The organism is Mesorhizobium sp. AR10 (assembly GCF_024746795.1).
In the GTDB taxonomy this organism is placed as follows: Bacteria; Pseudomonadota; Alphaproteobacteria; order Rhizobiales; family Rhizobiaceae; genus Mesorhizobium.
Map to the genome: position 1 here is coordinate 5,509,713 of NZ_CP080524.1, position 24,991 is coordinate 5,534,703.

Sequence of the window (24,991 nt, forward strand, 5' to 3'; positions counted from 1 at the left end):
GGACATCATGAGGTATGCTTTATCCTAAATGGAAACATGCCGGACTCGGTTGACTCTATATTTAATTCTTTAAGCAATGTGGCACCACCTCATTCCTTTCACGTTTGGAACGGCCCTGATCGCCGACTCGGTGACAATTGGTATGATATCGGCTGGCGAAAGTCGGCTGGTGAAAGGATATTTGAAGCCTTCTCCGAGTCGCTTCACGCGGATGTCGTCCACATAAGCAGCTTATTTGAGGGATTCAGTGACCACTCCGCTTCAAGTATACGTCAACTTCCGGGGTCATCTCTTATAGCCACTACTTTGTATGACTTGATACCGTATATTTATAGAGATATGTATCTGCCCTCTGGCACCCCTTCAGAGAAATTCTATTTCGAAAAAATTGATTACCTAAAAAAGTCAGACATCTGCCTGGCGATATCTCAGTACACGGCCGACGAAGCTGTTTCTCTTCTTTCTTTGGACGACAGTAAGGTATTTAATATATCTGGCTCAACTTCTGATGAATTTAGACAAATAATCCAATTCAATAAAGGTAATGCGGCCAGAAGCTTCTCCCTGAATCGAGAACTGGTGCTGTATACCGGCGGTATTGATTTTCGTAAAAATATTGACCGTTTGCTTGGCGCGTTTGCTGCCCTTCCGCCCGATATTCGTCGTCAGCATATCTTGGGAATCGTTGGCAAGGTGGGGGAAATCCCTGCGGTACAAATAAAGGCCAAAGCTTACTCCTTGGGCCTAACTGACGAAGATTTTCGACTCTTTGGATATGTAAGCGATCCAGAGCTTGTAGAGCTTTACAATATTTGCCGGCTCTTTGTCTTTCCATCTTGGCATGAAGGCTTCGGCCTCCCCGCATTGGAGGCGATGAAATGCGGTGCCCCGACGATCGCTGCAGGAACAACAAGTATTCCGGAAGTGGTAGGTTGGGATAAGGCACTTTTCGACCCGATGGATGAACGGTCCATTACCGACAAGATGCTGGCCGCCCTCACTGATGACGAGTTTCGCGCGGAGCTGTCGCGGCGCGGATTGGACCGTGCGCGCTTGTTTTCATGGGATCAGTCCGCAGAAAAAGCGATCAGGGCATTCGAGAGCGTGTTGAGCCATTCAGACCGGGCCGTTGTGAGGGGTGGGACTGACGTCGGATATCGGGCTCTGATCGACTCCATTGCTTCAGTCGACGGCGCTACAGACGAAGACCTTTTGAGTACCGCAGAAGCTATAGAGGCCAGCTTCCGAGCTACAAAAAAGCGCGAAGCATCTCTCGATTTGTCGAAAGAGCTAAAGTGGCGCGTCGAAGGGCCGTTCGACAGCAGCTATAGTTTGGCGCTGCTCAATCGAGAAACAGCACGCGCGCTATCGGATTTAGGCCATGACGTTGCGTTGTTCTCGACAGAAGGACCTGGCGACTTTCTACCAAATCCACATTATCTAAAGCAGAACCCGGATCTCGATGCGATGTGGATTCGATCCCAAGAACTCGGCCAACACGATGCCGACGTAACCAGTCGAATCCTCTATCCGCCACGTGTCGACGACATGGCAAGTCCGACCAATATGCTCCACCACTATGCTTGGGAGGAATCCGGCTTCCCTCTAGAATGGGTCGAAGAGTTCAACAAGCATTTGCAGGCAATCACCTGTCTGTCGCCTCATGTGGAAAAAATTCTCATCGATCACGGCGTCACCGTACCTTTGTCGGTTTCCGGGTGCGGCATCGACCATTGGGATCGCATAGTCGCCGATTCGACATTTCGGCTGTCACAGACAGGCTTCAAGTTTCTACACGTTTCATCTTGCTTTCCCCGAAAAGGGGCAGATCTGTTGTTGAATGCCTACGGAAGAGCCTTTTCGTCTCGTGACGACGTTGTCCTGATCATAAAAACGTTCCCAAATCCGCACAATGAGATTGATCGCTGGCTTAGAGAGGCAATTGGCCATCGCAGTGATTTTCCGAGAGTTGAAATAATCATTGAGGATTTTGATAATTCACGTCTGAAAGCACTATATGAAGCTTGCGACGTTCTGGTTGCTCCGAGTCGTGCTGAGGGGTTCGGACTCCCAATGGCTGAGGCGATGATGTCAGGGCTCCCTGTGATTACGACAGGTTGGGGAGGACAACTTGATTTTTGCAAACCTGAGATAGCATGGTTGGTGGACTATCAATTCGAACGAACGCAAACACATTTCGGTTTGAGTGATTCCGTTTGGGCCGCCGTGGATGTCGAACATTTGGCGGATACGATGCGTGGCGTCTTCGAACTTCCGAAGCAGGAATTGAAGCGACGCGCGGCTCTCGGCCGGAAAAAGCTCCTTCGTGAATTTCGATGGACAGGGGTAGCTCAGCGGCTCGTAGAAGCTGCAAGGCGGTCCTCAATCAAGATTGACAAAGAACCCTCAGTCGGCTGGATGTCGACTTGGAAAACGACCTGCGGCATTGCAACGTACTCAGAGCACGCGCTGGCAGAGTTTTCAAAAATGCCGGTTATCTTTTGTACTGACGAAACGCCCGCCAATTTTCAAAATGAAAAGGTACTCAGCTGCTGGTCTCAAAGCGGCAATTTGAGCAACGCTTCTCAGGTAATTCGTGATAGTCCTGTAGATGTTTTGGTTGTTCAATTTAATTATAGCTTCTTTGATTTCGGCGCGCTTGAACGCTTTTTAGAAATACAAATAGGAAGGGGGATTATTGTCGTTTTGATGCTTCATTCGACGCAGGATCCTCCCACTTTGCCGGATAGGAGGCTAAGAGCCATTGCCAAGGTTCTGTCATGCTGCCACAGGATTCTAGTTCACTCCGTAGCAGATATGAATCGCCTGAAGGACATTGGCTTGGTCGACAATGTCACATTGTTTCCGCATGGGCTGATCGAGAGTCCCGTAGCGCCTCAAGAGGCGGCACGCGGCGATGCCAAGGGGCCTTATCTCCTCGCCTCATATGGATTTTTTCTGCCTCATAAAGGGCTTCATGCCCTTATCCGAGCTGTAGGCCTGCTTCGGAAGAATGGCGTCGATGTGAAGCTACGCATGGTAAATGCTGAGTACAATGTTGCCCAATCACGACTGCTCATCCACAAAGCCCGTGAATTGATCACCGATTTGGGGCTGGATCAGCATGTAGAACTTCATACCGATTTCCTGGACGATCAAGAAAGCTTCGCACTTTTGACTGAGGCGGATCTGATTGTTTTCCCGTACGAGGATACGGGCGAGTCCGCGAGCGGGGCCGTTCGTTATGGAATTGCCGCCAAGCGACCCGTGGCCGTTACTCCGCTGCCGATTTTCGATGACGTTCGTGAAGCGGTATTTGAATTGCCGGGTCAAGATCCAGACTCGATTTCTATCGGGATTCAAAACCTTCTCGCCGAGCTTTCCATGAATTCTGAATTGGCCAGACAGAAAGCCAGCGATGCGGAGCGCTGGCGCACAGCGCATCAACAAAAACGGCTGTCTGCGCGACTGGAGCGAATGCTCAAGGCGCTCCATATCAAGCACCATCACCACAGCTGGTTTGCTTCATGAACTGGACAGACCAGATCAACGCAGCCCGACACTTGTGTGGAGAGGATGAAGTTCGTTTGCTATCAAGGCCGAGATGTGCGAATTCGTCTACAAAGATCTCGGAGGATGAGTGACATTTCAGAGGCAGCGGCGGACTACCCCACGGCCTTTCGCTGCGGCTGGCCGCTGCTATTTCGCTACTTAAGAGGATCATCCATCTTGATGTGGAAAAAAATGCAATCCCCTGCACCTGCCGACTTCTTCCAGACGGGCTTTCATGAAGTAGAGGGTTGGGTTCATGAGCGGATGCGTGACGTCCTTGAGCTCATTGCTGAAATTCATGAACGACTTTCCGTTAGGGGATGCCATGTGGAGATAGGTGTTCACCACGGCCGCTTTTTCATTCCCTGCCACAACGTCATGCAGCTAGGCGAGCCATCCATAGCAATCGACATTTTCGAAGACCAGCATCAAAACATAGATCGCTCAGGGAACGGCAACCGGGAGACCTTCTCGGAAAATGTCAAGAAATATTGCCACAGACCATCCGAGGTCCACGCCATTAAAATGAATAGTCTTCAGCTCGATGGTGCTACTTTGGTCGAGATGGCCGGGAAGTTCGGCAACGCTAAATTGTTCAGCATAGACGGGTCACATACTGTTGATAACACCTTCCACGACATCAAAGCCGCGATGGCGATGATTGAATACGCGGGCGTTATTTTCGTTGATGATTATTACAGCCCACATTGGCCAGGCGTCCATGAGGCCGTGGGCCTGCATTTTGCTTTCGGTCGCCCTAAGATTGCACCGTTCTTAGTCGGATTCAACAAGATGATGCTGACCACGGTTGATGCACACCATGTCTTCTATGAAGCTGCTCGCGAGAAATTTTCGACAGACCCCTCGTTCAAAGAAGTGACGATGTATGGGCATCACGTGGTAGCAATTTGAGTCTTTCAATTACTAGTCTAGCTCGCCGCACATATCGTCATTCCAAACGAGGTGGTATTAAACTTTGCCACCCGCAGCTTTAGGTGTTGATCAGAAGAATAGGGGGGCATGTCGACATACCGGTCCAGCGGCAGGTCGCCAGGGGAAAAGTTTATGGCGGGTACGCGGTGACCCTTGGATGTAAGCGACGTAGCGAGCGCCTCAATGTCGCGGCGACGATAGATGGATAGAGCCAAGCTTTCCATAGTTGCGTCATTCGACGAGACATTAAATTCCGTGGTGTGAACTGCCAACCCGCCGGGGCGCAAACACCTCATTGAACTCTCTATGAAGGACATTCCATGCTGAAGGCTGCCCAGATGTTCTAAGCTGCAGCTTGACCAAAGGAAGTCGAAGCCCACAAGGTCGCTGGTATTGCGTTCATGTCGACAGCACGAAATGCGACACGTTGGCTAAACAAGTCGGCCGGGCAGTGCCCCGGATAGCGAAGTGCTTCGAGGGACGCAGAATGTTGATCCGTTTCTATCCACCCCGCAGCAGCCGCCTCTTCTCCGCCCAGATCCGTGGCGACAATAGAGGCCCCCGCGCCTGCGAAATTTGCTACTAGTGGCTCACGGCCCACTCCGAAACCAAGACCGCGCTTCCCCTCAAGGGACCCGAAGTGAGAAAACAGGACAGAGCGGATGTAGGCCCATTCCCATAGTTTCCTGTGCTTCACCCCTGCTGGAAGGAAGAGGGCCTGCGATGCCTCAGTGTAGGCATCCTCTTCGAATTGTGCCGCTGTGCACATCTGCCACACCGGATCTTTCAAAGTCGGGCCATCCATTGGAACTTGACGGCGGTGCTTTAACCACCAAGATTTAGGGTACCATTTCATTCCGTTCGCCCCTTTCGCACAATCGGGCAACAATCCCTTGCATAGGGACTCTTGCTTCGCAACATCTTCAGAACTCCAAGAGGCAACACATGGACTGCAACTTTGCCCGGGTGACGCTGGCGTTCGTCTGAATCCGAAGGTGGATGCTACTCGAATCTGGCCACAACAGCCCGTTGCCCTTTTTGCCCGCGAAGGTCCTTTGGTCATTCCTTGGGGCGTGGTGCCGGAGAACACCACCTCTAGTGGGCAGACAATCGCCTCTCGTCAACAACATCCCTAAAACGAAGGGAGCGTTTCCGCCTCATTATAGCTAGGAATCTGGATTATCAGTTTCGGCAGGGGCTTGCTTGCGAATTTGTGGCTGGACACTCCGTGCATCTACCATCATCAAGCTGGGGCGCAAGCGGTTTTCCCGCCGGGAAGTCTTTCCCGATTCGAAGTGCGGAATAGCCAAATGTATATTAGCGTTACTTCATAATGCTCTGTCGCCTAATCATCCGTGGAAGACCTGCCTCCGCTCCCACCATAAAAATGTCCGGAATCCTTCGCCTAGTTCATTTCCGGAGAGAAGATTGAGAATCGGGGTCGATGGCAGAAACCTGGGGTCGGCCACCGACGGAATTGGCAGATTCGTCCACAGGTCGATCAAGGCATTGTCGGCGCTCGGCGCCGAAGTGTTCCTCTATGCGCCGTCCGAGGTCAACGCCAGCTATGAGGTCCCGTCTGGCGTGGCCTTGCGAACCGCCGGCATCAAGGCACTGCCCATGCGGGCGCTGTGGGGGCAAGCGATCCTGCCTTCCCTGGCCTCGCGTGACGGAGTAGAGGTCTTCTGGGGTCCGGCCCATCGCCTGCCGCTCTTTCTGGACAATCGGATCGCGCGGGTGGTCACAATCCACGATCTCGTCTGGGTGCACGCGCCGGAAACCATGCGCGCCCGGACGTGGCTGGGCGAGCGCCTCTTGATGAGGCCCGCATTGCGAAAAGCCGATATCGTGGTGGCGGATTCGAGTGCCACGGCAATCGCGGTGACGGAAGAGTTTCCCTGGCTGCGATCACCGGTCAGGACGATCGCCCCGGGCACGACCTCCTTGCCCGCTGCCGGCGGGTTTTCAAGCCTGGAGCGTCTCGGCATCACCAAACCCTACGCGCTTTTCGTCGGCACGCTCGAGCCGAGAAAGAACTTGCGCAACCTGATAAAGGCCTACGGCCTCCTGCCCGAAAGCACCCGGTCGGGCTGCGATCTTGTCATTGTCGGCGGCAGCGGCTGGAAACAGACAGGCCTTGCCGACGATGTGCGCCTCGGCGGACTCGAGAAGAACATCACCTTTACCGGCTTCGTAGATGACGCAATGCTTGCCACGCTCTATTCCAATTGCCTTTTTCTGGCGATGCCGTCTCTCTATGAGGGCTTCGGCTTTCCGATCGTCGAGGCGCACTCATTCGGCAAGCCGGTTCTGACATCGAACACATCATCGATGCCGGAGGTCGCCGGCGAAAGCGCCGCTCTTGTTGACCCTAGGGACCCTGTTGCAATAGCACATGCATTCGACAAGCTCTGTGTCGATGCGACGTTCAGGGAGCGAATCGCCGCCGGCGCGCGGAAAAACGCGGAACGCTTCACCTGGGACAATCATGCCAAGGGTATGCTTGGTATTTTTGAACGGGCCATCGAGCAAAGACGAAAGACCTCCGCTTGAAAGTCCTGCACTTCTTCAAGACATATTGGCCGGATTCCTTCGGCGGCGTGGAGCGGACGATCCACGCCATCGCCCAGAGCACGGCCCGCCATGGCATCGAAACGGAAGTGCTGTCGCTGAGCCGAACTCCCGACGAGGCCACGCAACACTTTGACGGACATGTGGCCCGAAAAGCCAAACTGGATTTCGAGCTGGCCTCGACCGGATTCTCACGCGACGTTTTCCGGAAATTCGCCGCCCTCTCGAGGACTGCCGACCTGATCCACTATCATTTTCCATGGCCGCTCATGGACGTAGTCCATTTTCAGTCCGGCCACAGCAAGCCGACGGTCGTCACCTACCATTCCGACATCGTAAAACAGAGGTTCATCCTGCCCTTCTACCGACCGCTGATGACGCGCTTCCTCAGGGATGTCGATGCGATCGTGGCGACTTCGCCGGACTATCTGGAATCGAGCCCGGTTCTCAGGGCATTCAAGGCCAAGTCGAAAGTCATTCCCATTGGCATCGACGAAGACGCCTATCCTATACCAACCGAAGCCGACAACGACTGGTGCCGATCGATGGTCACGGAACCGTACGTGCTGTTCGTCGGCGTCCTGCGCTACTACAAGGGACTGGATATCCTGATCCAGGCTGCCGACCAGGTGCGATGCAAGATCGTCATCGCCGGATCCGGGCCGATTGAACGGCAACTCAAGCTCCAGGCCGAGACGCTGCGCCGTGACAATGTGATCTTTCTTGGCGAGGTGACCGAGCCGCGCAAGATGGTGCTGCTCCACAACTGCCTCGGGTTCGTTTTCCCTTCGAACCAACGGTCGGAGGCCTACGGGCTTTCGCTGGTGGAGGCAGCGATGTGCGGCAAGCCGCTGATTTCGTGCGAACTCGGCACCGGAACAAGTTATGTTAACGAGTCCGGCAAGACCGGGCTGGTTGTTCGGCCATCGGACCCGTCGCGTCTTGCCGAAGCCATCAACCGGCTGATCCACTCGCCGCTGGAGGCGGCGAAATGGGGGAAAGCCGCGCGTGATCGGTACGTTCGTCTTTTTACCGCCGACAGAATGGGGAAGTCTTACGCCGAGCTCTATCATCGTCTCGACAGCCACCGACGCTGAAAGGCGGCCGCACTTCTGCAAGGAATCGGTGATTCAGTTCCCGCGTGGTCGCCATCGAGCGACTCCCGCCGTGCAATATGAAGGAGGCCCAAATGGAGGAAGGCAGTCGCGCTCTGCACGGTTGCTCCTTGGACGGCAATGCGTTCCCCCGATGAGACTCGTCAGGCCTCCTGTCATTGGATTAGGATTCCTGTGTCCCAGGGCTTCCAGGCAAGCGGGGCGTCATCTTGCATGTTTCGACTTGCCGCTACCGCGTGAGGGCGTTCGCAAAGCTCTGTCTAGTCCTAGTCGCGACAGGTACTTCGAGTGAGAACTGGGCGGTGCAGCACTACCGTTTCCGTGATGTAGTCGGCAAGGAATTCTTCAGCCGCGATGCGATCATCCTTGACAAGGCCAGTTGCTGTTCGCTTTCCGTTTTCTTCGACGAACCATCCGGCCTTGCTCCGGAGCGACCCGTCGGCCTTCCTGCTTTCGTCCCGCCAGACAAGGCGGGTTCCTTTGCTTGGACGCGGCATAGTTCTCTCATGCGCTCGATCGCCGCCAAGGTCGTATATTCCTTGTTGGCGATGATTTCTGTGGTAAGGCGACCCCGGTCACGCTCCTTTCGGAGCCCTTTGACCGTCATCGTTTCATCCGGAAAACCGAGCTTGGCAACAGTGTCTAGCCGCAAGGGCGCGTCGATGTCGTAGTTGAAGGGGTTCAGGCCGAGCGTTCGGCTTGTCTCAATGAATTGGTCGAACTCGCGCGGCTCAAACCTCGATTCATATCCCACACCAGATCGAGTTGAGCGGGAGTCAAATTGAACTTTTGAAAGGCCGATGTCGCGGGTGGAAATAGGGCCGGTCGAGAAGATAAGATCATCTCATGACCCTCGAATTCGGACGGATACTTCGCCATTCCCCAATGACACGCCGGCGATGTCCGGGATGTCGCGATCAACCTCCTGTCGTCGTGCCTGTTTCTCATCCTCGGTGCGACAATCGGCTAAAAGCTTCATCAACGTCTGCCGCTGAAGAAGATGTCTCCGCAGTTCCGGTTCATTGAGTTTTGGATCCTGCGGTACCCAATAGATCGAAGGAATCGAGCTTTCGTCGGTGACGATGATGCGTGGATCAACGTCAAAGGCACGGACATGAGCCAGAGCATGTCTGTAATTCCGACCTGGCAGCTCGGTGACTACACTTGCAAGAAGGGTTCGCAGAATCGGTGAGGGTTCCCAAATCGGGTGGAATTTGATTCAAGCTTCCTGCTGGGCGGAGGCTAGCAGGAATGGCAGGTTCGCTTTCGTATGATCTTCGCAAGCGTGTGTTGTTGGCGGTGTCGGACGGCCTTTCGCACCGTCAGGCAGGGGCACGGTTTGCCGTCAGCGCATCAAGCATTAGTCGCTGGCAGACCCGTGAGCGCGAACAAGGGGATGCCCGGCCCAGGGCGATGACCAGAAGTCCCATCATGTTGATGCTCACGAGGAAGCGATCCTCGAAGCGCTCGGTCCGGAGCGCGACAGAACCATTGAGGAGGTCCGCGCCGCTTTGCGCGAGCAAGGGTTGATCTTCGGATTCGGAGCAATCCAGCGCTTCTTCAAGCGCCACGCCATCACGCGTAAAAAAGGCCGCGCACGCCACCGAGCAGAACCGCCCCCGACATTTCGAAGCGCCGCGAGGAATGGTTCGAGAGCCAGCTCGATCTGGATCCCGAAAGTCTGATCTTCATCGATGAGACCTGGGCCTCCACCAAACATGGCGCGCCGCCACGGCCGAGCGGCACGGGGCGAGCGGCTGAGGGTCGGCGTGCCGCACGGACACTGGAAGACGACCACCTTCGTCGGCGCCCTTAGCCTCACCGGCTTCGTCGCACGTCATTGACGGACCGATCAACCGCGAGGCTTTCGAAGCCTATGTCAGAAAGGTGCTCGTATTCTACCTAGCGGCCTTGGTCGCCGACTTTTTATCAACAACCATTTCTCCGCGCGCCAAGGTGGGAAAGCCGCGTAGCATATCCCACGCCGCCGGCCTTCGCGCGCGTATCGAGGATGCCCTCCGCAATAGCCAGACTGGTGGCTATCGGCATCAACGGCCAAAGGTTTTTTCAAGATAGGACATCCAGTCAGTCGCCGATGCCGTGTGGCCACCCCTCACGCGACATGCTAACGCAATCGCGGCAAATCGGGGCCGCCTCTTTGCACATGGTTAGAAACAGTATCGCCTTGATATATCGCCCTCTTTCCATACAGGTTGACCGAAGATTCGACCAAGAGGGTGGCGCAGTCGAAAATGGACCAATGAACCTTCCGATCTTCGCCATTAACCTCGATCGCGAGACCGGTCGCTGGAGTGAATTGCTCGCCAGCGCCGAAGCGGCCGGCCTGACCTTGCAGCGCATTGCCGCCATCGACGGCCGCGCCCTCACCAAAAAGGACTGGACGGAGATCGATCTTCCAACCGCGCGCAAGCGGAACGGGCGCGACATTCTGCCCGGCGAATATGCCTGTTACCGCAGCCATATCCAGGCGCTGGAAACGTTCCTGGCCGATGGCAGCGCCTATGGCCTGATTGTCGAGGACGACGTCCTCTTCGGCGAAAACACCAGACGGCGCATCGAGGCCATCATCGCCGCTGTGCCGGATTTCGACGTCATCAAGCTGGCCAATCATCGGATGAGCCTGTTCCTGCGCGCCGTCGAGACGACGGAAGGCGACGAGATCGGCCGCACGCTGCACGGCTGGCCAGGCTCGGCCGCCGCCTATCTGGTGACGCGGGACGGCGCGCAGGGGCTGTTGTCGGCGCTCGCGGTGATGAAAATGCCGTGGGACGTCGCACTCGAACGGTTCTGGGATACCGGACTGAAAATCTATTCTGTCCGCCGAAACGTGCTTGGCTTCGCCGCCAGCAGCGCGATCTCCGGTACAGCCGGCCCCTCAGGCAGCTACAAATTCGCGCAGCTTCCCTGGCCGAGCCGGCTGGGCGCCGCGGCATTCCGGGCCAAGGACCAGCTGATCCGCCTGCATCACGTCCTGCTGCGGCCGCCCCTGCTGCGGGAAACCCCGGACTACGCCAGGGACGACGCGCAGCGCAACAACTTGCTTCTGGTGCTTCCAGCTTTCGCCGTTCTCGCCTTTGTCTCCGCGGTCTGGCGCGAGGCCGACACCTACCGCTATGCGGGGGCGGCGCTCGTCGCGGTCGCAATCATCCGCTGGTTCAGGCGGGACCTGTGGACCTACAGCAAACCGCTGATCGGAGGGGTTGGCTTGCTGTGCGTGGGCTGGTCGTTCTATGTCTTGATCCGGCTGGCGATCGTCTATTTCGGCACCGGCCAGTTGGGCAGCGCAGAAGGCATCTACCTGTTTCCGTTTCTATATGCGACGACCGGCTTCTCGCTCCTGTTGTTTGTCAGGCGGCCTGCGCGGCTCGTCCTCTGGTTCATGATCCTGAGCCTCGTCTTCCTGGCGGCAGACACCGGCTATTCGGACATCCTTTATGGCATCAGGCCGGAGCCGCGGCTGTTCAACAATCCCATTCACGCGTCGGTGGCGGCTGGGTTCATCTTCCTGTGCACGCTGCAGTTCATGGCACACACGGCCCAAAGAGCGGACCTGAACAACGCAACCAGGATCAGGCACTTAGCGCTCTCGGCAGCCGTCCTCCTGTTTGCCCTCGTCAACATCATTGCGCTACGGTCAAAGGGCGTCTGGCTCGCGCTCGCCCTCGCCCTGCTCCTGTTGGCGGTCATGACCCTGGCGAGAGGCGATCGCCGCGAGTTGATGGTCGGGGCCGGCGTGTTGGCTCTCGTGGCGACCGGCGTTGCCGCCACGTACAACATCTTCTGGTCCACTGCCGGCGACACCATGATCTTCGTCAAGACCCTGGTATCGGATGCTTTGAGCCATGGCGTCGTCCCGGCCTTCGACCGCGCCATCGCGAGCGATACGGTTCCGCTTGCGGCCAGGGAGCGGCTGATGCTGTGGGCGGATGCGTTCGAGGTCTGGAAACGCCACCCGATCTTCGGAGCCGGTTCTGCCTGGCTCACCGAATGGCAGAGCAGGACCTATCATCCCGACATCTACGCCGTCTTCCACAGCGGTTATCTCGAGGTAGCCGTGCGTTATGGCGTGGTCGGGCTGGCGTTCTTTGCCTTTCTCTATATCTGGTCGTCCAGGCAGGTCCTGCTGGCCGTGCGGGCCAAGCTAGTCGCTCCGGCCGCATGGCCCTGCTACATCTCGACGCTGGTCTTCTTTGCCATCACCATCCTCAGCAATTCGAACACCCGGCTGGCGATCGGCGAGTCCTTCATGTGGTTCGCCGCGGCATTCGGCTTCTACTGTTTCTATCTTCGCCAGCAGAAGAACCTGGTCGAGCCGAAAACCTATATTTAGACGGGCCGATCTCGATCGACGTCAACCTGTTCGGTCAGGCGCTGCCGCAAAGTATCCATCCGGCCTGGCTTTCAATTACCCACATCTCTTGCGGAGCATGAGTCGCGCGTGATTCCTTGTGTGGCATCGAATCGCGGAGGACGGAGCGGCAGACGCATGGTTTGACCGCAACATCGTTGCCCGCGCGGCGACGACTGGAGCGTTCGCAAAGAGAGCCATTTCCGCCTCCATGAGCCTCAGATCGTGCTCGACAGCCGACTGTAACAGCAAGATGTATTCGTCGCAGCCAAGCGCGGCGTGCGACCGCGGCGGCGCAGCTTTCTAGCATCCTCTGCGATGATCTTCCTCGGCCGGATAAGCTTCGCGAGCATCCCGCTGGTTTTTTGGCCGCCTTGACCTGCGCCAGGAGTTCCACCCTCGCCTTCAATGGTTCACTTTTGTGGTGTGCGTGGCCACCTCATGTAGCCGTGCTATATATGCCGGATGAACAGAACAGCAGATCAGGTGCTCGCGCTGCGCTACGCCGCAAACCATGTGTGCGGTGCGAGCGGCAGCAAACATGGCCGTGGTCAGGGGTGGCACTGCCCATCAGGTGTGGAGCTACATGCGGCAGTGGCTCGACGATCACGGCGCGCCGCCCGACGGCGAGCACATCGTCCCCAAGGGCACCCACTACGACCGCCTCGGACGACCTCCCACCTTGCACGGTGGCAGCAACATCAGGATCGACTTCACTAGGCTGAGGAGCGACCCGGATTACCCATTGCGAGGTCGAGACGATACCTTTGTGCTGATCACCAGCCCTCTTCGGCACCGCGCAGACAGTGTGGCCTCCGACATTGGCAAGATCCCGTTCGACCGCACCCGCTTCGACCGTCGCCTTGACTTCAAGTCCTCCGTCGGGGAAATATTGGCAATCGCCGCGTGAACCATTCCCATTTTCAGCCGTTAGTGGCACAAGTCAGCGCCAGAGCCTATACTGCGGCTCCGAGCGACCGGACTTCGGCTGTTCGGACACTGGGACGTCGACGGATCGAGTTGATCGCCGCCTTTTATTGGAAAGTCTAAACTAGTGTCTACAGCAGAATACAAACGGCGAAGGCGTGTTTCAGCTGGAGACAATACGACTCGGTCTTGGCGAGTTTCTCGAGCGATAGTATTGCGGGGCTTGGCGCTGGTGCACGACGGCATAATGGGTGCTGTCGCGATGTTGCTTTCGCTCGTGTTGAGGCTTGATTTCGATATTGTTGTTCGAAGCTTGACGGATTTCCTTGGTGCGGCGGCTCTATTCGGGCTTGTTGTCAGCGGTGTCGGTTTCTTGCTTGGACTGAACCGTGGTATTTGGCGCTATGCGTCGCTGTCGGATCTCCTGGCGATCACCTATACAGCTAGCGCGTCCGTCGCTGGTTTCACAGTGGCCCAGTTCCTGCTGGATCGACTGGCCTCGATTCCCCGTTCTTCGATCCTTATCGCCTGGGCCTTCCTGATCGTGCTGCTAGCCGGGCCGCGTGCCGCGTATCGGCTCTATCGCAATCGACACGACATCGCTCGGGGTAGGTTGGCCGATCGCGGCGCCGGCAAGCATGTGCTCCTGATTGGAGCCACCGACAACGCCGACGCTTTCCTGAGGGCCATTAAGGAGAGGAACAGCGCCTCATTCGAGGTCCTTGCGATTATCGACGAACGGGGTAGCAGGACCGGACGTTCTATTCGCGGGGTTCCAGTCTTGGGTCCGCTGGAAAGACTGCCGCAGATCCTCAATCGATTCGAGGCCCAGGGGCGCCGGCCCGAAGCGGTCATCCTGACGCGTTCGCGCGAGGACTATCAGCGGCATGCCAGCATCGAGGCGTTGGTTGAGATTGCGGCGCAGCAGAAAGTCGAAATCCTAAAGCTCCCGAACCTTCTCGATATGCAAAGCATCGATGCTGAAATCGAGCCGCGTCCGATCAACCTGGAAGATCTCTTGCATCGGCCGCCCGTTAAACTTGATGCGCCCAAGATCGCCTCGATGATCGAGGGCAGGACCGTCATGATCACCGGCGCTGGCGGTTCGATTGGATCCGAGCTGGCACGACAGGTCGCGGCCCTGAACCCACGCGGCCTCGTTCTTGTGGACGCAAGCGAGCACCTTCTCTACTCTATCGAGGCTGAACTCACTGGCACCCCCCCGAGCTTCGAGCTGCATGCTGCCCTCTGCAACGTGCGCGAAAAGGACGCCGTCAACAGAATCGTCGCGGCCCGTAGACCCGACGTGCTGTTCCACGCAGCAGCACTCAAGCATGTGCCGATCGTTGAGGCTCAGCCGCTTGAAGGCCTTTTCACCAACGCGATCGGGACGCGCAATGTCGCTGAGGCCGCGCTTCGTGCCAACGTCTCCACGATGATTCTGGTGTCGACCGACAAGGCTGTGAATCCCGCTAACGTCATGGGCGCGACCAAGCGGATGGCGGAGATGTTCTGCCAGGCGATGGATCTCGACTCGGCGATCAACGGCACACGTTTCGTCACCGTTCGGTTCGGGAACGTCCTGGGCTCGGCCGGATCCGTGGTGCCGCTGTTCGAGAAGCAGATCAGGGCCGGCGGCCCAGTGACAGTTACCCATCCGGACATGGAACGCTTTTTCATGACAATTTCGGAAGCCTGCCTCCTTGTCCTGCAGGCGGCGGCGCATAGCCGCGCGCGACAGGAGGAGCGCGGCCGAATTTACGTTCTCGACATGGGCTTGCCGGTGAAAATCGTGGATCTTGCTCGAAATCTCATCCGTCTCTCGGGGCGCCGCCCGGACACCGACGTTCAGATAGTCTACACCGGGCTTCGGCCTGGGGAAAAACTCTACGAGGAACTTTTCGACAACAAGGAAACCTTGAGCGGGACCGGTGCGTCGGGGATCCTGGCCGCATCTCCACGGTCGATCGAGGGAGCGCTGATCGTGCGCATCTTCGACGAAATGAAGCGCAGGATCGACGCCCAAGATTTGCCCGGCGCCCTACGGCTTCTGAAATCGACCGTCGGGGAGTTTACTCCGGGGAGCGACATTCACCTGCTGATGAGCGGGGAGGACCCGAGCAAGCACTGAACCTCGCTGGTTCCAGGACCACCAGGACCAGAAGCAAGAGCTAGGGGCTGTTAAGGAAAAGCTCGATGCGCTGTCCGACATCATCGTATTGCGGATGCCGACGGGCAGTGGCAGGAACAAATTCAGGGCCGCAATGGCGATCGAAGCCAAGAAGCACTTCAGAAACCAGGTGCAACAGAAGCATCGGCGAACGATGAGCGGGGCCGACGAACCGTTGATGATGGAACTCGGCCTGCCAGACGGCTCCAAGGTTCGAATGCCCGACCAGTTCTGGGAGAAGCTGATGGAATGGTTGGATCATCAGCGCAGAATCGATGAAGGCATCTTGCAAGAGCGCGTAGCCGAAGCTGCTCAGGAATGGATGAAAGAAAACGCTCCGAGCTTCATGGCAGCTTACTTGAGGGAAATAAGCGAATCCGACGCCACGGAGCGCATTTAGAAGGAAGCGCCCAACGGCCCCCAAGGCTCCCGCAAAGCGCCTAGCTCGCTACTAACTCGTGCTCGCACGACGGGCAGAACCACGTCCGCCGCTAGATCGCCGCAGCGTTCGTTGCCGCTCTAATTGTGAGCTTTCAATAGGTTGTCCATCCGATGCTGGACGAGGAAGCTGAGGTTGCGAGACTTCAGTGAATCGTCGGATGACCGATGAACGTCTGACATTTCACGCCCGCGGTCGAGCGAAGCGTTGCCATCAGCTTCCACATCGGGTCGAGCGTTGGGAACTGGGTCATATGGTCTGACGATCTTGATCTTGCACAAGCGACCCAACGCTGTCGACCGATCGGATTTTTCCAGCTCACGATAATCGCTTTTGGCCCTAAGCCGAAACCTGACTAAAAACTTGTCGGCAGTCACTTCAAAAAAGCACGCACAAGCCATATTGTCCTTTTAATATCAATAGGATAGATGTCCTATCCGTAAAATGCCGTACCCCGGTTTTACATTCTTTTATTCCCACACAATTTAGTGGCTATCTCTTGGAAGAAAAGACAACCAGGTATCGCAATTTGGCAAACCTCGATCCAATGATAAACAGCGGAAGACGGCGCCTCGGAAACATCGTTCATTCTGCTCATCACCCGGGAATACCATGGCCAAATTGCTTGTGACCGGCGGCGCCGGCTTTCTTGGATCGCATCTGTGCGACAGGCTTGTCGGACTTGGACACCATGTCGTCTGCGTCGACAATTTCCTGACTGGGTCGCAGGACAATGTCGGCCACCTGTCACCAAATCCATTGTTTGAAATGATGCGTCACGACGTGACGCTGCCGTTCGAAATCGAAGTCGACGGGATCTACAATCTGGCTTGCCCGGCAGCGCCGGTTCACTACCAGCGTGATCCGATCCAGACGACAAGGACCAATGTTCTGGGTGCGATCAACATGCTTGATCTGGCCGCGCGCGTGGGGGCAAGAATTCTGCAGGCTTCGACCTCGGAAGTGTATGGCGACCCCGACATCCACCCGCAGCCGGAAGACTATTGGGGGCGGGTAAATCCGGTCGGCATCCGCAGCTGCTACGACGAAGGCAAGCGGTGCGCCGAAACGCTGTTTTTCGACTATTGGCGCCAGGTCCAGCTCGAGATCAAGGTGGCGCGCATCTTCAACACCTATGGTCCGCGGATGCACCCCAATGACGGACGTGTCGTCAGCAATTTCATCGTGCAGGCGATCAGGGGCGAGCCACTGACGATCTATGGCACGGGCCGTCAAACACGAAGCTTCTGTTACGTCGACGACCTCATCGACGGTTTGCTTTCGATGATGGCGACGGCCGCGGATTTCACCGGTCCCGTCAATCTCGGCAATCCGGTCGAATCGACGATGATCGAACTTGCCGAGCTTGTGCTTGCCATTGTCGGCAGCCGTTCCAGGCTGGAGTTCCGGCCACTGCCGCAGGACGACCCCAGGCAGAGATGCCCCGACATTTCGTTGGCAAGAAAGTCGCTGCGATGGGAGCCTAAAGTTGGCCTGGAAGACGGGCTGAGGCAAACCGTTGCCTATTTCCGCCATCGCCTCGCAGCGGCATGATCATCAAAAAGAGCCATAGCCCCATCCCGATTCCATCGGAATGGAACTGGCTCTAGGCCCGCCGGCTCTTTGTTTTGAGTGGTTCAGGCCCGTTTCGGCAGCAGCGACCAGACGGCCGGCACCAGGCTTGCGGCGAGCGCAACTTTGATCAGGTCGCCGACGATGAAGGGCAGGACGCCGAACTGCCATGACTTTTCCGGGCCGATCAAAAGCGCCAGCCAGGCAAAGCCCATGGCCATCATGACGATTTCGGCAACCAGCATTGCACCGAAGAGCTTGATCGGGTGGCGATCCCAGGCACGATCGGCGGCCCAGCCGACGATCGCCGCCATGACCACGAAGCCGGCAAGATAACCGCCGGTCGAGCCGAGCATGTAAGCGATGCCGATGCCCTTTTCCGGCGTGCTCTGGAACACGGGCAAGCCCATGGCGCCCTCGGCCATGTAGAGAAGCAGGGTGGCGACGCCGAGGCGCAGGCCGAACGCGGTGGCAATCAGCAAGACGGCGAGCGTCTGCATCGAGATGTCGACCGGCCCAAGCACGACTTTCGTCTTGGCCGACAAGGTCAACAGTAGCGTGCCTGCGATGGCCAGCAAAAGCTGCGTCGCCAGGCGGGCCACGCCCTCCTGGGGCAAAGCCAGAGAAACAAGCGGACGCATCGTCGTTGCAATTGCCATGGTCTTCCCCATTCCGGATTGCCGCTGAGTGCGGCCTCGCGTTTTCCTATATTGGCTTCCGTGTTATGCGGCAATCGGTTTTGCCGTCTCACGCAACAGAGCTCAGCGACATTCGCCATGGCCCTCAAATTCGATACAAGCTTCAATCCGTCCTACGGCCAGGGCGTAGCCGTCTCGCCTGACGTTCAACGCGTCACCGCCAAAAATCCCAGCCCGTTCACCTTTCACGGCACCAACAGCTACATCATCGGACGAGAGACATTGGCGGTCATCGACCCGGGTCCGGATGACGACGCGCATCTTCAGGCACTGCTCGACGTCATCGCAAACAGGCCGGTCAGCCACATTTTCGTCAGCCACACGCACCGCGACCATTCTCCGCTGGCAGCCCGGCTGAAACAGCACACCGGCGCAATTGTGCTCGCTGAGGGTCCGCATCGCCCAGCGAGGCCCTTGCGCATCGGCGAGCTCAATCCGCTAGACGCCAGCGCCGACACCGCCTTTGTTCCGGATGTCGCGCTGGCCGACGACACCGTGATCAATGGCGACGGTTGGGCACTCAGAACGGTGCTGACGCCGGGCCACACCGCCAATCACGCGGCTTTTGCGCTGGAGGGAACCGGCATTCTGTTTCCGGCCGACCATGTGATGGCGTGGGCGACCTCCATCGTCGCGCCGCCGGACGGCGCCATGGCCGACTACATGGCCTCGCTGGATCGGCTGATTGAGCGCGGCGACCGCATGCTTTTGCCCGGTCATGGTGGACCGGTGAGCGCGCCGCGCGGCTTCATGCGCGGCTTGAAGACCCATCGCAAGATGCGCGAACGAGCCATCCTGGAGCGGATCAGAGGCGGCGACCGGACGATCAAGAACATGGTCGCGGCGATCTACAGGGATACCGACCCGCGCCTGCATGGGGCGGCCGGCCTGTCCGTGCTTGCCCATCTGGAAGATCTGGTGGCGCGCGGTCTGGTCGGCACCGATGGCGACCCAGCCATCGACGGCATTTTTGTGCTCGTGGCGTAGAAATTATTCGGCCGGCGCCGCGCCCACCTGGCCGGCGACTTCCTGGTCGAGCTCGGCAAGGAAATCGACGATGCGGGCCGCGTTGTCGCCGAGATCGTAGCGGCCGTAGCGCGAGGCCGAGCGCATATCGACGATGACCGCATCGCCATCGTCGCTCACCCGGACAGCGACATCGGCAGGCAGGCCCAGACCGAAGCTCTTGGCGAGGGCGTCGATCGTCACCTCGCTTTGCCCTTCCGTTTCGGGGTACGGCCCTGCAACTTGCCAGTCCCGCCGATCGAGCACGGTTTCGACAGCATCGACGACGGTCTCGAAAGGCAGATTATAGCTGCGCCCGGTGACAAGCGGATAGGTCTCGGTTTGCAGGCGCTGCTCGCCCGGGGTGGGAGGCGAAAGCACGTTCATATCCCTGGTCCGGTCGGACGTGTCGAGCGCCGGCGGATTGTCGAAATCCGTCGAGATGTCCCGGAGCGGCGGATAGGTCGCCGCCCGGTAGGCAGCAATGCCGTAGGGAGCCAGCACCAGAAGCGCCAGCAGGGCGCCGACGGTCAGGTCACGACCGCCGCGGTCGCCGAAATTCCACAGCCTGGAAAAGGCAAGTCCGGCGAAGAGCAACGCAAAGGCAGCGAGCAGCGCGACAATCGCCAGCACCCACAGGAAAGCCGGCGTTTCGACCAGGTCGTAGCGATGGCCGACAAGGACGGTCAGCAGCAGGACCGCCGAAAAAGCGCCGGCCCGCCGCGACCAGCCGGCCGCCCTCGACGTCTGTCGCTCGGGAATTTCCATTATTTTAAGCACCACCCAAACCCGAACGGACACTTAGCATGATCCCGAAAAGTGGGAACCGGTTTTCGGAGAAGATCATGCTCAAACACGGAGATGGAGCCCCATCCCGATTCCGTCGGGATGGAACGGGCTCTAGAGGGTTTTGGGGCCGGCTTGAAGTCGAAAAGTCGCACCATTCATCAATCCGTCGGCAGGCGATAATCCTTGAACTGCTGGCGCAAGGTGATCTTCTGGATCTTGCCGGTCGCGGTATGGGGAATTTCGCCGACGAAGGCGACATCGTCGGGCATCCACCATTTCGCTACCTTGCCGTTCATGAAAGCCAGAATATCGGTTTTGGTCGGCTCCCTCCCCGGCTTGCGAACGACGACAAGCAAGGGCCGCTCGCCCCATTTCGAATGGGGAACGCCGATGGCGGCTGCTTCTGCCACATCCGGATGACCAACCGCGAGATTCTCGAGATCGATGGTCGAGATCCATTCGCCGCCTGACTTGATGACGTCCTTGGCGCGATCGGTGATCTGCATGTAGCCGCCCGGATCGATATGGGCGACGTCGCCGGTATCGAACCAGCCGTCTGCGTCGAACTGCTCGGATCCAACGCCGCCATAATAGGCGCGGGCGATAGCCGGCCCGCGCACCTTCAGCCGACCGAAGGTCTTGCCGTCCCACGGCAGCGCTTTGTTGTCGTCGTCGGTCACCTTCATTTCAACGCCAAAGGGTGGATAGCCCTGCTTGCCCTGCAGATCGAGCCGGGCTTCGCCCTGGAGTTCGGCATATGCCGGTTTCATGGTGCATAGCGTGCCGAGCGGCGACATCTCGGTCATGCCCCAGGCATGGATGACCTCGACATCGTAATTGTCCTGGAACTTCGCCGTGATCGCGCGCGGGCAAGACGAGCCGCCGATGACCACCTTCTTCAGGTAGGGAAGTTTCTTGCCAGTTTCCTCCAGATGCTGCAGCAGCATCATCCACACCGTCGGCACGGCAGCGCTGAAGGTCACTTTCTCGGTATCGAGCAGTTCATAGATCGAGGCGCCGTCCATCTTGCAGCCAGGCATGACCAGCTTGGCGCCGATCATCGGCGCGCTCTGGCCGAGACCCCAGGCGTTGGCGTGGAACATCGGCACCACGGGGAGAATCACTTCCCGCGCGGATATGCCCATCGCGTCGGGCATCGCCGCGATCATGGCGTGGAGCACATTCGAACGATGGCTGTAGAGGACGCCCTTGGGATCGCCTGTCGTGCCCGAGGTGTAGCACATGCCGGCGGCGGTACTTTCATCGAACACCTTCCAGGCGAAGTCGCCATCGGCTTCGGCGAGCCATTCTTCATAGGCAATGACGTTGGGCAGCGCCGTTTGCGGCATGTGCGCCTTGTCGGTCAGCACGATCACCTGCTTCAACGATTTGACCGCACCGGCGATCTTTTCGAGCAGCGGCATGAAGGTCAGATCGACGAAGATCGCCTTGTCCTCTGCATTATTCATGATCCAGACGATCTGCTCGGGAAAGAGGCGCGGATTGAGCGTGTGATAGATCGCGCCGACGCCCATGATGCCGTACCAGGCCTCGAGGTGGCGCGCGGTGTTCCAGGCCAGCGTCGCGATGCGGTCGCCGAGCCCAAAGCCGTCACGCTCGAGTCGCTGGGCAACCTTCAAGGCGCGGCGATGAATTTCGGCGTAGGTCGTGCGGACGATCGGGCCTTCGATCGAGCGCGACACGATCTCGCGTTTGCCATGCTGCCGCTCTGCATTGTCGATGAGCTTGTGGCAAAGCAGCGGCCATTCCTGCATCAGTCCGAGCATCACGTTCCTCCCCTGTGCTGTTGTCATGCTTTTCGTTCCATTGTGGGACGAACCGACGGATTGTCCAGCCGTCAGCCAGTTGAAGCGGTGCATTGATCGAAATGACCGGGAAAACCGCCACAATCCGGCCATCGTCGGCGTTAAGCTTCATTAACGGGCAGGGTGCGATTGGCGAAATGAAAGAGGTTCGCATGGACGCGCAGCTGGACGACAAGGCTCTCGAAGATACGCTTGCCGAAAGTCTGGCCGATTTGGTGCCGGATGCACAAACCGTTTCCGAAGATGAATTCGTCGAGGTCGTCGGCGGCGCCCTTGAGGCTGTCGGCGGTATGCTGCTGTTCAAGATGTGCGTCCAGAACGAAGGCGAAGGCCAGCACGTCGCCGCGGCATGCGTCGGCGACGGCGGCAATCGCCAGTTCCTGCTTCTCACCTTGCCGACCGGCGGCGGCGCGCTGAAGGTCGAGACCGCATCGAGAAGCAGCAATCCGGTCGCCGGTATCGCTGCTGCCTATGCCGGCCTCATGGACGTGTTTCAGGCTGCTGCCTGACGGCTGCTCACATACAAAACCGGTTGAGGGGAGACCAAGCTGGAACTTGGCCCCTCAGCCTTGCACAACGCCCTTGCCCAGGCCGGGCAAGGAGAACCCGTCATGGACCAAATCGCAAACCCGGCGCCCGGCTTTCAACGCAATCCCGGCAAGGTTATCGCCATCGAGCCCTATCGCGGCACTGTCGTCGTGCGCGCCGGCGAAACAGTCATAGCCTCGTCAACGAGGGCAAAACTGCTGTCCGAAGCGCCCTACCCCCAGGTTCTCTACATTCCGTTCGCAGACATCGATTTCGGCCAGCTCGGCAAAACCGAACTGTCGACGCATTGCCCCTACAAGGGCGATGCGAGCTACTGGAGCGTGCTGCCGGCGGCAGAGGCGGGCAAGGATGCGATGTGGGCGTATGAGCGGCCCTTTGACGAAATGACGGAAATCCGCGATCACGGCGCCTTCTACCGCAACAAGGTGACGACCGAAGCCACACCGGACTGAGCTCAGTCTGTGGTGCCGTCATTGCCGATCCCATCGGCGTCGTCGAGCCTCACAAAGGTGAGGCCCTTGGTCTTGAGCGCGAGCAGGCCTTGCACGACGCCCTTGCCGGCCGCGTGGGTCGGCTGGTTGATGTGGGCGATGATGACGTCGCCATCCTTGGCGGCGGCGATGCGACGCGCCGTTTCCTTGGCGCCGAGCAACGAACCGCCATCGCCGTTTACCGAGAAGCCGGCAATCTTGAAGCCGAGCTTGCGTATCATGGCGATCGCCGACGGGCTGTATTCGGCGGTGGCGCCGCGAAACCATCTTGGCGCCGGCTCGCCGGTCCCCGTGAGAGCTGCCGCACCCGATTCGACTTCCGCCAGCACGGCACTGGGACTGCCGGCGCTGCGGATGCCGTAGATTTTCTGCGGTGTGTCGACGGCCGGGACATGATGGCCGCCATGGTTTTCCAGTTCGAACAGATCGGGATGCGCCCGCATGATCTCGACGGCGGCGGCGTTGCGCTTCAGCCAGATGCCGGTGACGAAAATCGTGGCGGGGATTTTGTTTTCCACGAGCGCCGAAAGGATCCTCGTGTCGGTCTGACCGCCGCAGGCATCGAGCGTGAGGGCAACACGGCCACTGCCTGCCTCCGGCTTGATGTGCAGCGTCGGCTCGACAAGCGGCGTGGCATGAGTTGAAGACACAGCCCATATCGACATGACGATGGCGCAAAGGTGCTTTTGGAACAGGCGCATGTTTGGTCTCCAGACCGGCAGGTCATTGCTGGTCACCCCGAGACCCGCAACAAGGCGGAAATCGGGATGGCGCGCACGCAAAAAGCGGCCGCCGCGACAATCTGCCTCCCGCGCCCACATCGGCGGGCGTCACGTCAGATTGCATGCTTCACGTCCATTTGTGTTCGCGACAGGATTTCACGCACCGCAGCGACGACGGGTTCGACCTCCAGGCGCCAGACGCAGCAAGCCTTGCTGGGGTCCGGCCAACGGCACAAGTCGCTCGCCACGCAGTCGCATGGCATGGCGGGTTGCAGGGCAATGCTGGGCACACCCACGGGACCCCAACTGGTTGGGCTGGTCAGGCCGAAGAGACCGACAACCGGGGTTCCCGCAGCCGCCGCCATGTGCATGGGGCCGCTCTCGTTTCCGAGAAACAGCCGCGCCTGTTTCAACAGCGCCAACAGCGTTTCCAGCGACAACGCCCCGACGAGATCGACGACCGGCGACACGGTCCTGGCGACAATCTGTTCGGCTGGCTTGCGCTCATCCGGTCCACCGACAAGCACGAAGTCCAATCCGGTCTCCCGTGAAATCTCGTCAATCGCAGCTGCAAAGCGTTCCGGCTGCCATCGCCGCCCCCGGAAGCTCGCTCCGGCATGCACCGCGATGAAGGCGTTTCGCCTCAGATGGTGTTTGCTCAGCAATGCCAGGGCTCTTGCCGTTTCCAGCGGCAGCGGTCGAATGAACGGCGCTCGCACGCGCAGATCCACGCCGAGCGCCTCGAGCGGCGAAAGGTAGCGATAGAGATAGTGTCGTTCGCCGAATCCAAACGGCTTGGCCGGGAGATTGGCTGGCTGACGCTCCAGCCAGCGCAAGGGCCTTTCGGGAGGGTCGAAGCCCACCCGGGTCTTGGCATTGACGAGGCCGGCGATGATCCGCGAGGTCTTTGAATCGGTCAGGTCGATCGTCAGATCAAAGCGAAACGAGCGCAGCTTGCGCACCATGGCATAGAGCTCGCTCCCTCGCTCTAGCGGGCTGCCACGCATGCGGGCGCGCCTGAAGGTGACGACGTCCGAGGCGATGCCATGAGCGATCACGAAATTCGCCAGGCGGGCCTCACAAAGAAAGACGATCCTGGCGCCGGGGTATTCGAGCTGCAGGTTTTTCGAGAGCGCGGAGGCGAGAACGATATCGCCGATGAATTTTGTCTGAAGGATCAGGATCGAACGGAAGGTTGTGGACGAAATCTGTAACATCTGTTTCTGGGCACCGGGCGGGTTCGGGGCCGCAAAATTGGGCAGA

Annotated in this window: 18 protein-coding genes and 1 pseudogene; 13 read left to right on the plus strand and 6 right to left on the minus strand. The window is 58.4% G+C overall.

All coding sequences use genetic code 11. The features are described from left to right. The first annotated feature begins 36 nt into the window (after nt 1–36). The 4 genes from LHFGNBLO_RS30515 (at nt 37) to LHFGNBLO_RS30530 (ending at nt 8,153) form a co-directional block, all read left to right on the plus strand. Nucleotides 37–3,531 (plus strand): glycosyltransferase, encoded by a 3,495-nt coding sequence (locus tag LHFGNBLO_RS30515; RefSeq protein WP_258603535.1) that lies wholly within the window; start codon nt 37–39, stop codon nt 3,529–3,531. A 105-nt stretch (nt 3,532–3,636) separates the two neighbouring features. Then, nucleotides 3,637–4,464 carry a class I SAM-dependent methyltransferase gene (locus LHFGNBLO_RS30520; protein ID WP_258603542.1) on the plus strand — a complete coding sequence of 276 codons (828 nt, stop codon included), beginning with the start codon at nt 3,637–3,639 and terminating at the stop codon, nt 4,462–4,464. Nucleotides 4,465–5,913: 1,449 nt separating this feature from the next. Beyond that, a complete protein-coding gene (locus LHFGNBLO_RS30525) occupies nt 5,914–7,038 on the plus strand; it encodes a glycosyltransferase family 4 protein (protein WP_258603545.1) in 1,125 nt (374 codons plus the stop codon). Further along, nucleotides 7,035–8,153: a glycosyltransferase gene (locus tag LHFGNBLO_RS30530; protein WP_258603549.1), complete on the plus strand. Its 1,119-nt coding sequence runs from the start codon at nt 7,035–7,037 to the stop codon at nt 8,151–8,153. Before LHFGNBLO_RS30525 ends, LHFGNBLO_RS30530 begins: the two co-directional genes overlap by 4 nt. A gap of 328 nt (nt 8,154–8,481) precedes the next feature. On the opposite strand, the gene LHFGNBLO_RS30535 is transcribed toward LHFGNBLO_RS30530, so the two are convergent. After that, a complete protein-coding gene (locus LHFGNBLO_RS30535; RefSeq protein ID WP_258603552.1) occupies nt 8,482–8,925 on the minus strand; it encodes an excisionase in 444 nt (147 codons plus the stop codon). Between the two features lie 497 nt (nt 8,926–9,422). Between LHFGNBLO_RS30535 and LHFGNBLO_RS30540 the strand changes: the two are divergent. The 6 genes and pseudogenes from LHFGNBLO_RS30540 to LHFGNBLO_RS30565 all read left to right on the plus strand — a co-directional run. Then, a pseudogene (locus LHFGNBLO_RS30540) lies at nt 9,423–10,127 on the plus strand (IS630 family transposase); the annotation flags it as partial. A gap of 304 nt (nt 10,128–10,431) precedes the next feature. After that, nucleotides 10,432–12,522, plus strand: a complete 2,091-nt coding sequence (locus tag LHFGNBLO_RS30545; RefSeq protein WP_258603553.1) for an O-antigen ligase family protein — start codon at nt 10,432–10,434, stop codon at nt 12,520–12,522. A 559-nt stretch (nt 12,523–13,081) separates the two neighbouring features. Continuing rightward, a complete protein-coding gene (locus tag LHFGNBLO_RS30550; protein ID WP_258603556.1) occupies nt 13,082–13,450 on the plus strand; it encodes a hypothetical protein in 369 nt (122 codons plus the stop codon). Between the two features lie 264 nt (nt 13,451–13,714). Further along, a complete protein-coding gene (locus LHFGNBLO_RS30555; RefSeq protein WP_258603559.1) occupies nt 13,715–15,598 on the plus strand; it encodes a polysaccharide biosynthesis protein in 1,884 nt (627 codons plus the stop codon). 133 nt (nt 15,599–15,731) lie between these two features. Beyond that, nucleotides 15,732–16,037, plus strand: a complete 306-nt coding sequence (locus LHFGNBLO_RS30560; protein ID WP_258603560.1) for a hypothetical protein — start codon at nt 15,732–15,734, stop codon at nt 16,035–16,037. A gap of 651 nt (nt 16,038–16,688) precedes the next feature. Further along, nucleotides 16,689–17,630 (plus strand): UDP-glucuronic acid decarboxylase family protein, encoded by a 942-nt coding sequence (locus LHFGNBLO_RS30565; protein WP_258603562.1) that lies wholly within the window; start codon nt 16,689–16,691, stop codon nt 17,628–17,630. Nucleotides 17,631–17,713: 83 nt separating this feature from the next. Here the strand turns inward: LHFGNBLO_RS30565 and LHFGNBLO_RS30570 are convergent, their stop codons facing one another. Then, nucleotides 17,714–18,307, minus strand: coding sequence for a biotin transporter BioY (locus LHFGNBLO_RS30570; protein ID WP_258603563.1), 594 nt, complete (start codon nt 18,305–18,307; stop codon nt 17,714–17,716). 117 nt (nt 18,308–18,424) lie between these two features. Between LHFGNBLO_RS30570 and LHFGNBLO_RS30575 the strand changes: the two genes are divergently transcribed. After that, nucleotides 18,425–19,333: an MBL fold metallo-hydrolase gene (locus LHFGNBLO_RS30575; RefSeq protein ID WP_258603565.1), complete on the plus strand. Its 909-nt coding sequence runs from the start codon at nt 18,425–18,427 to the stop codon at nt 19,331–19,333. 3 nt (nt 19,334–19,336) lie between these two features. Here the strand turns inward: LHFGNBLO_RS30575 and LHFGNBLO_RS30580 are convergent, their stop codons facing one another. Then, on the minus strand, nt 19,337–20,122 hold the full coding sequence (locus LHFGNBLO_RS30580) for a DUF1499 domain-containing protein (protein ID WP_258609968.1): 786 nt from the start codon (nt 20,120–20,122) through the stop codon (nt 19,337–19,339). 176 nt (nt 20,123–20,298) lie between these two features. Further along, a complete protein-coding gene (locus LHFGNBLO_RS30585; RefSeq protein WP_258609970.1) occupies nt 20,299–21,927 on the minus strand; it encodes a fatty-acid--CoA ligase in 1,629 nt (542 codons plus the stop codon). A gap of 191 nt (nt 21,928–22,118) precedes the next feature. Between LHFGNBLO_RS30585 and LHFGNBLO_RS30590 the strand changes: the two genes are divergently transcribed. Beyond that, the gene (locus LHFGNBLO_RS30590) at nt 22,119–22,475 is read left to right on the plus strand and encodes a hypothetical protein (RefSeq protein WP_258603566.1); all 357 of its coding nucleotides are present in this window, start codon (nt 22,119–22,121) and stop codon (nt 22,473–22,475) included. A gap of 102 nt (nt 22,476–22,577) precedes the next feature. After that, nucleotides 22,578–22,967 carry a DUF427 domain-containing protein gene (locus LHFGNBLO_RS30595; RefSeq protein WP_258603568.1) on the plus strand — a complete coding sequence of 130 codons (390 nt, stop codon included), beginning with the start codon at nt 22,578–22,580 and terminating at the stop codon, nt 22,965–22,967. Between the two features lie 2 nt (nt 22,968–22,969). On the opposite strand, the gene LHFGNBLO_RS30600 is transcribed toward LHFGNBLO_RS30595, so the two are convergent. Together LHFGNBLO_RS30600 and LHFGNBLO_RS30605 are read right to left on the minus strand one after the other, a co-directional pair. Next, complete coding sequence (locus LHFGNBLO_RS30600) at nt 22,970–23,707, minus strand: polysaccharide deacetylase family protein (protein WP_258603569.1); 738 nt, start codon at nt 23,705–23,707, stop codon at nt 22,970–22,972. Between the two features lie 134 nt (nt 23,708–23,841). Then, a complete protein-coding gene (locus tag LHFGNBLO_RS30605) occupies nt 23,842–24,945 on the minus strand; it encodes a glycosyltransferase family 9 protein (RefSeq protein WP_258603571.1) in 1,104 nt (367 codons plus the stop codon). Nucleotides 24,946–24,991: the final 46 nt, after the last annotated feature.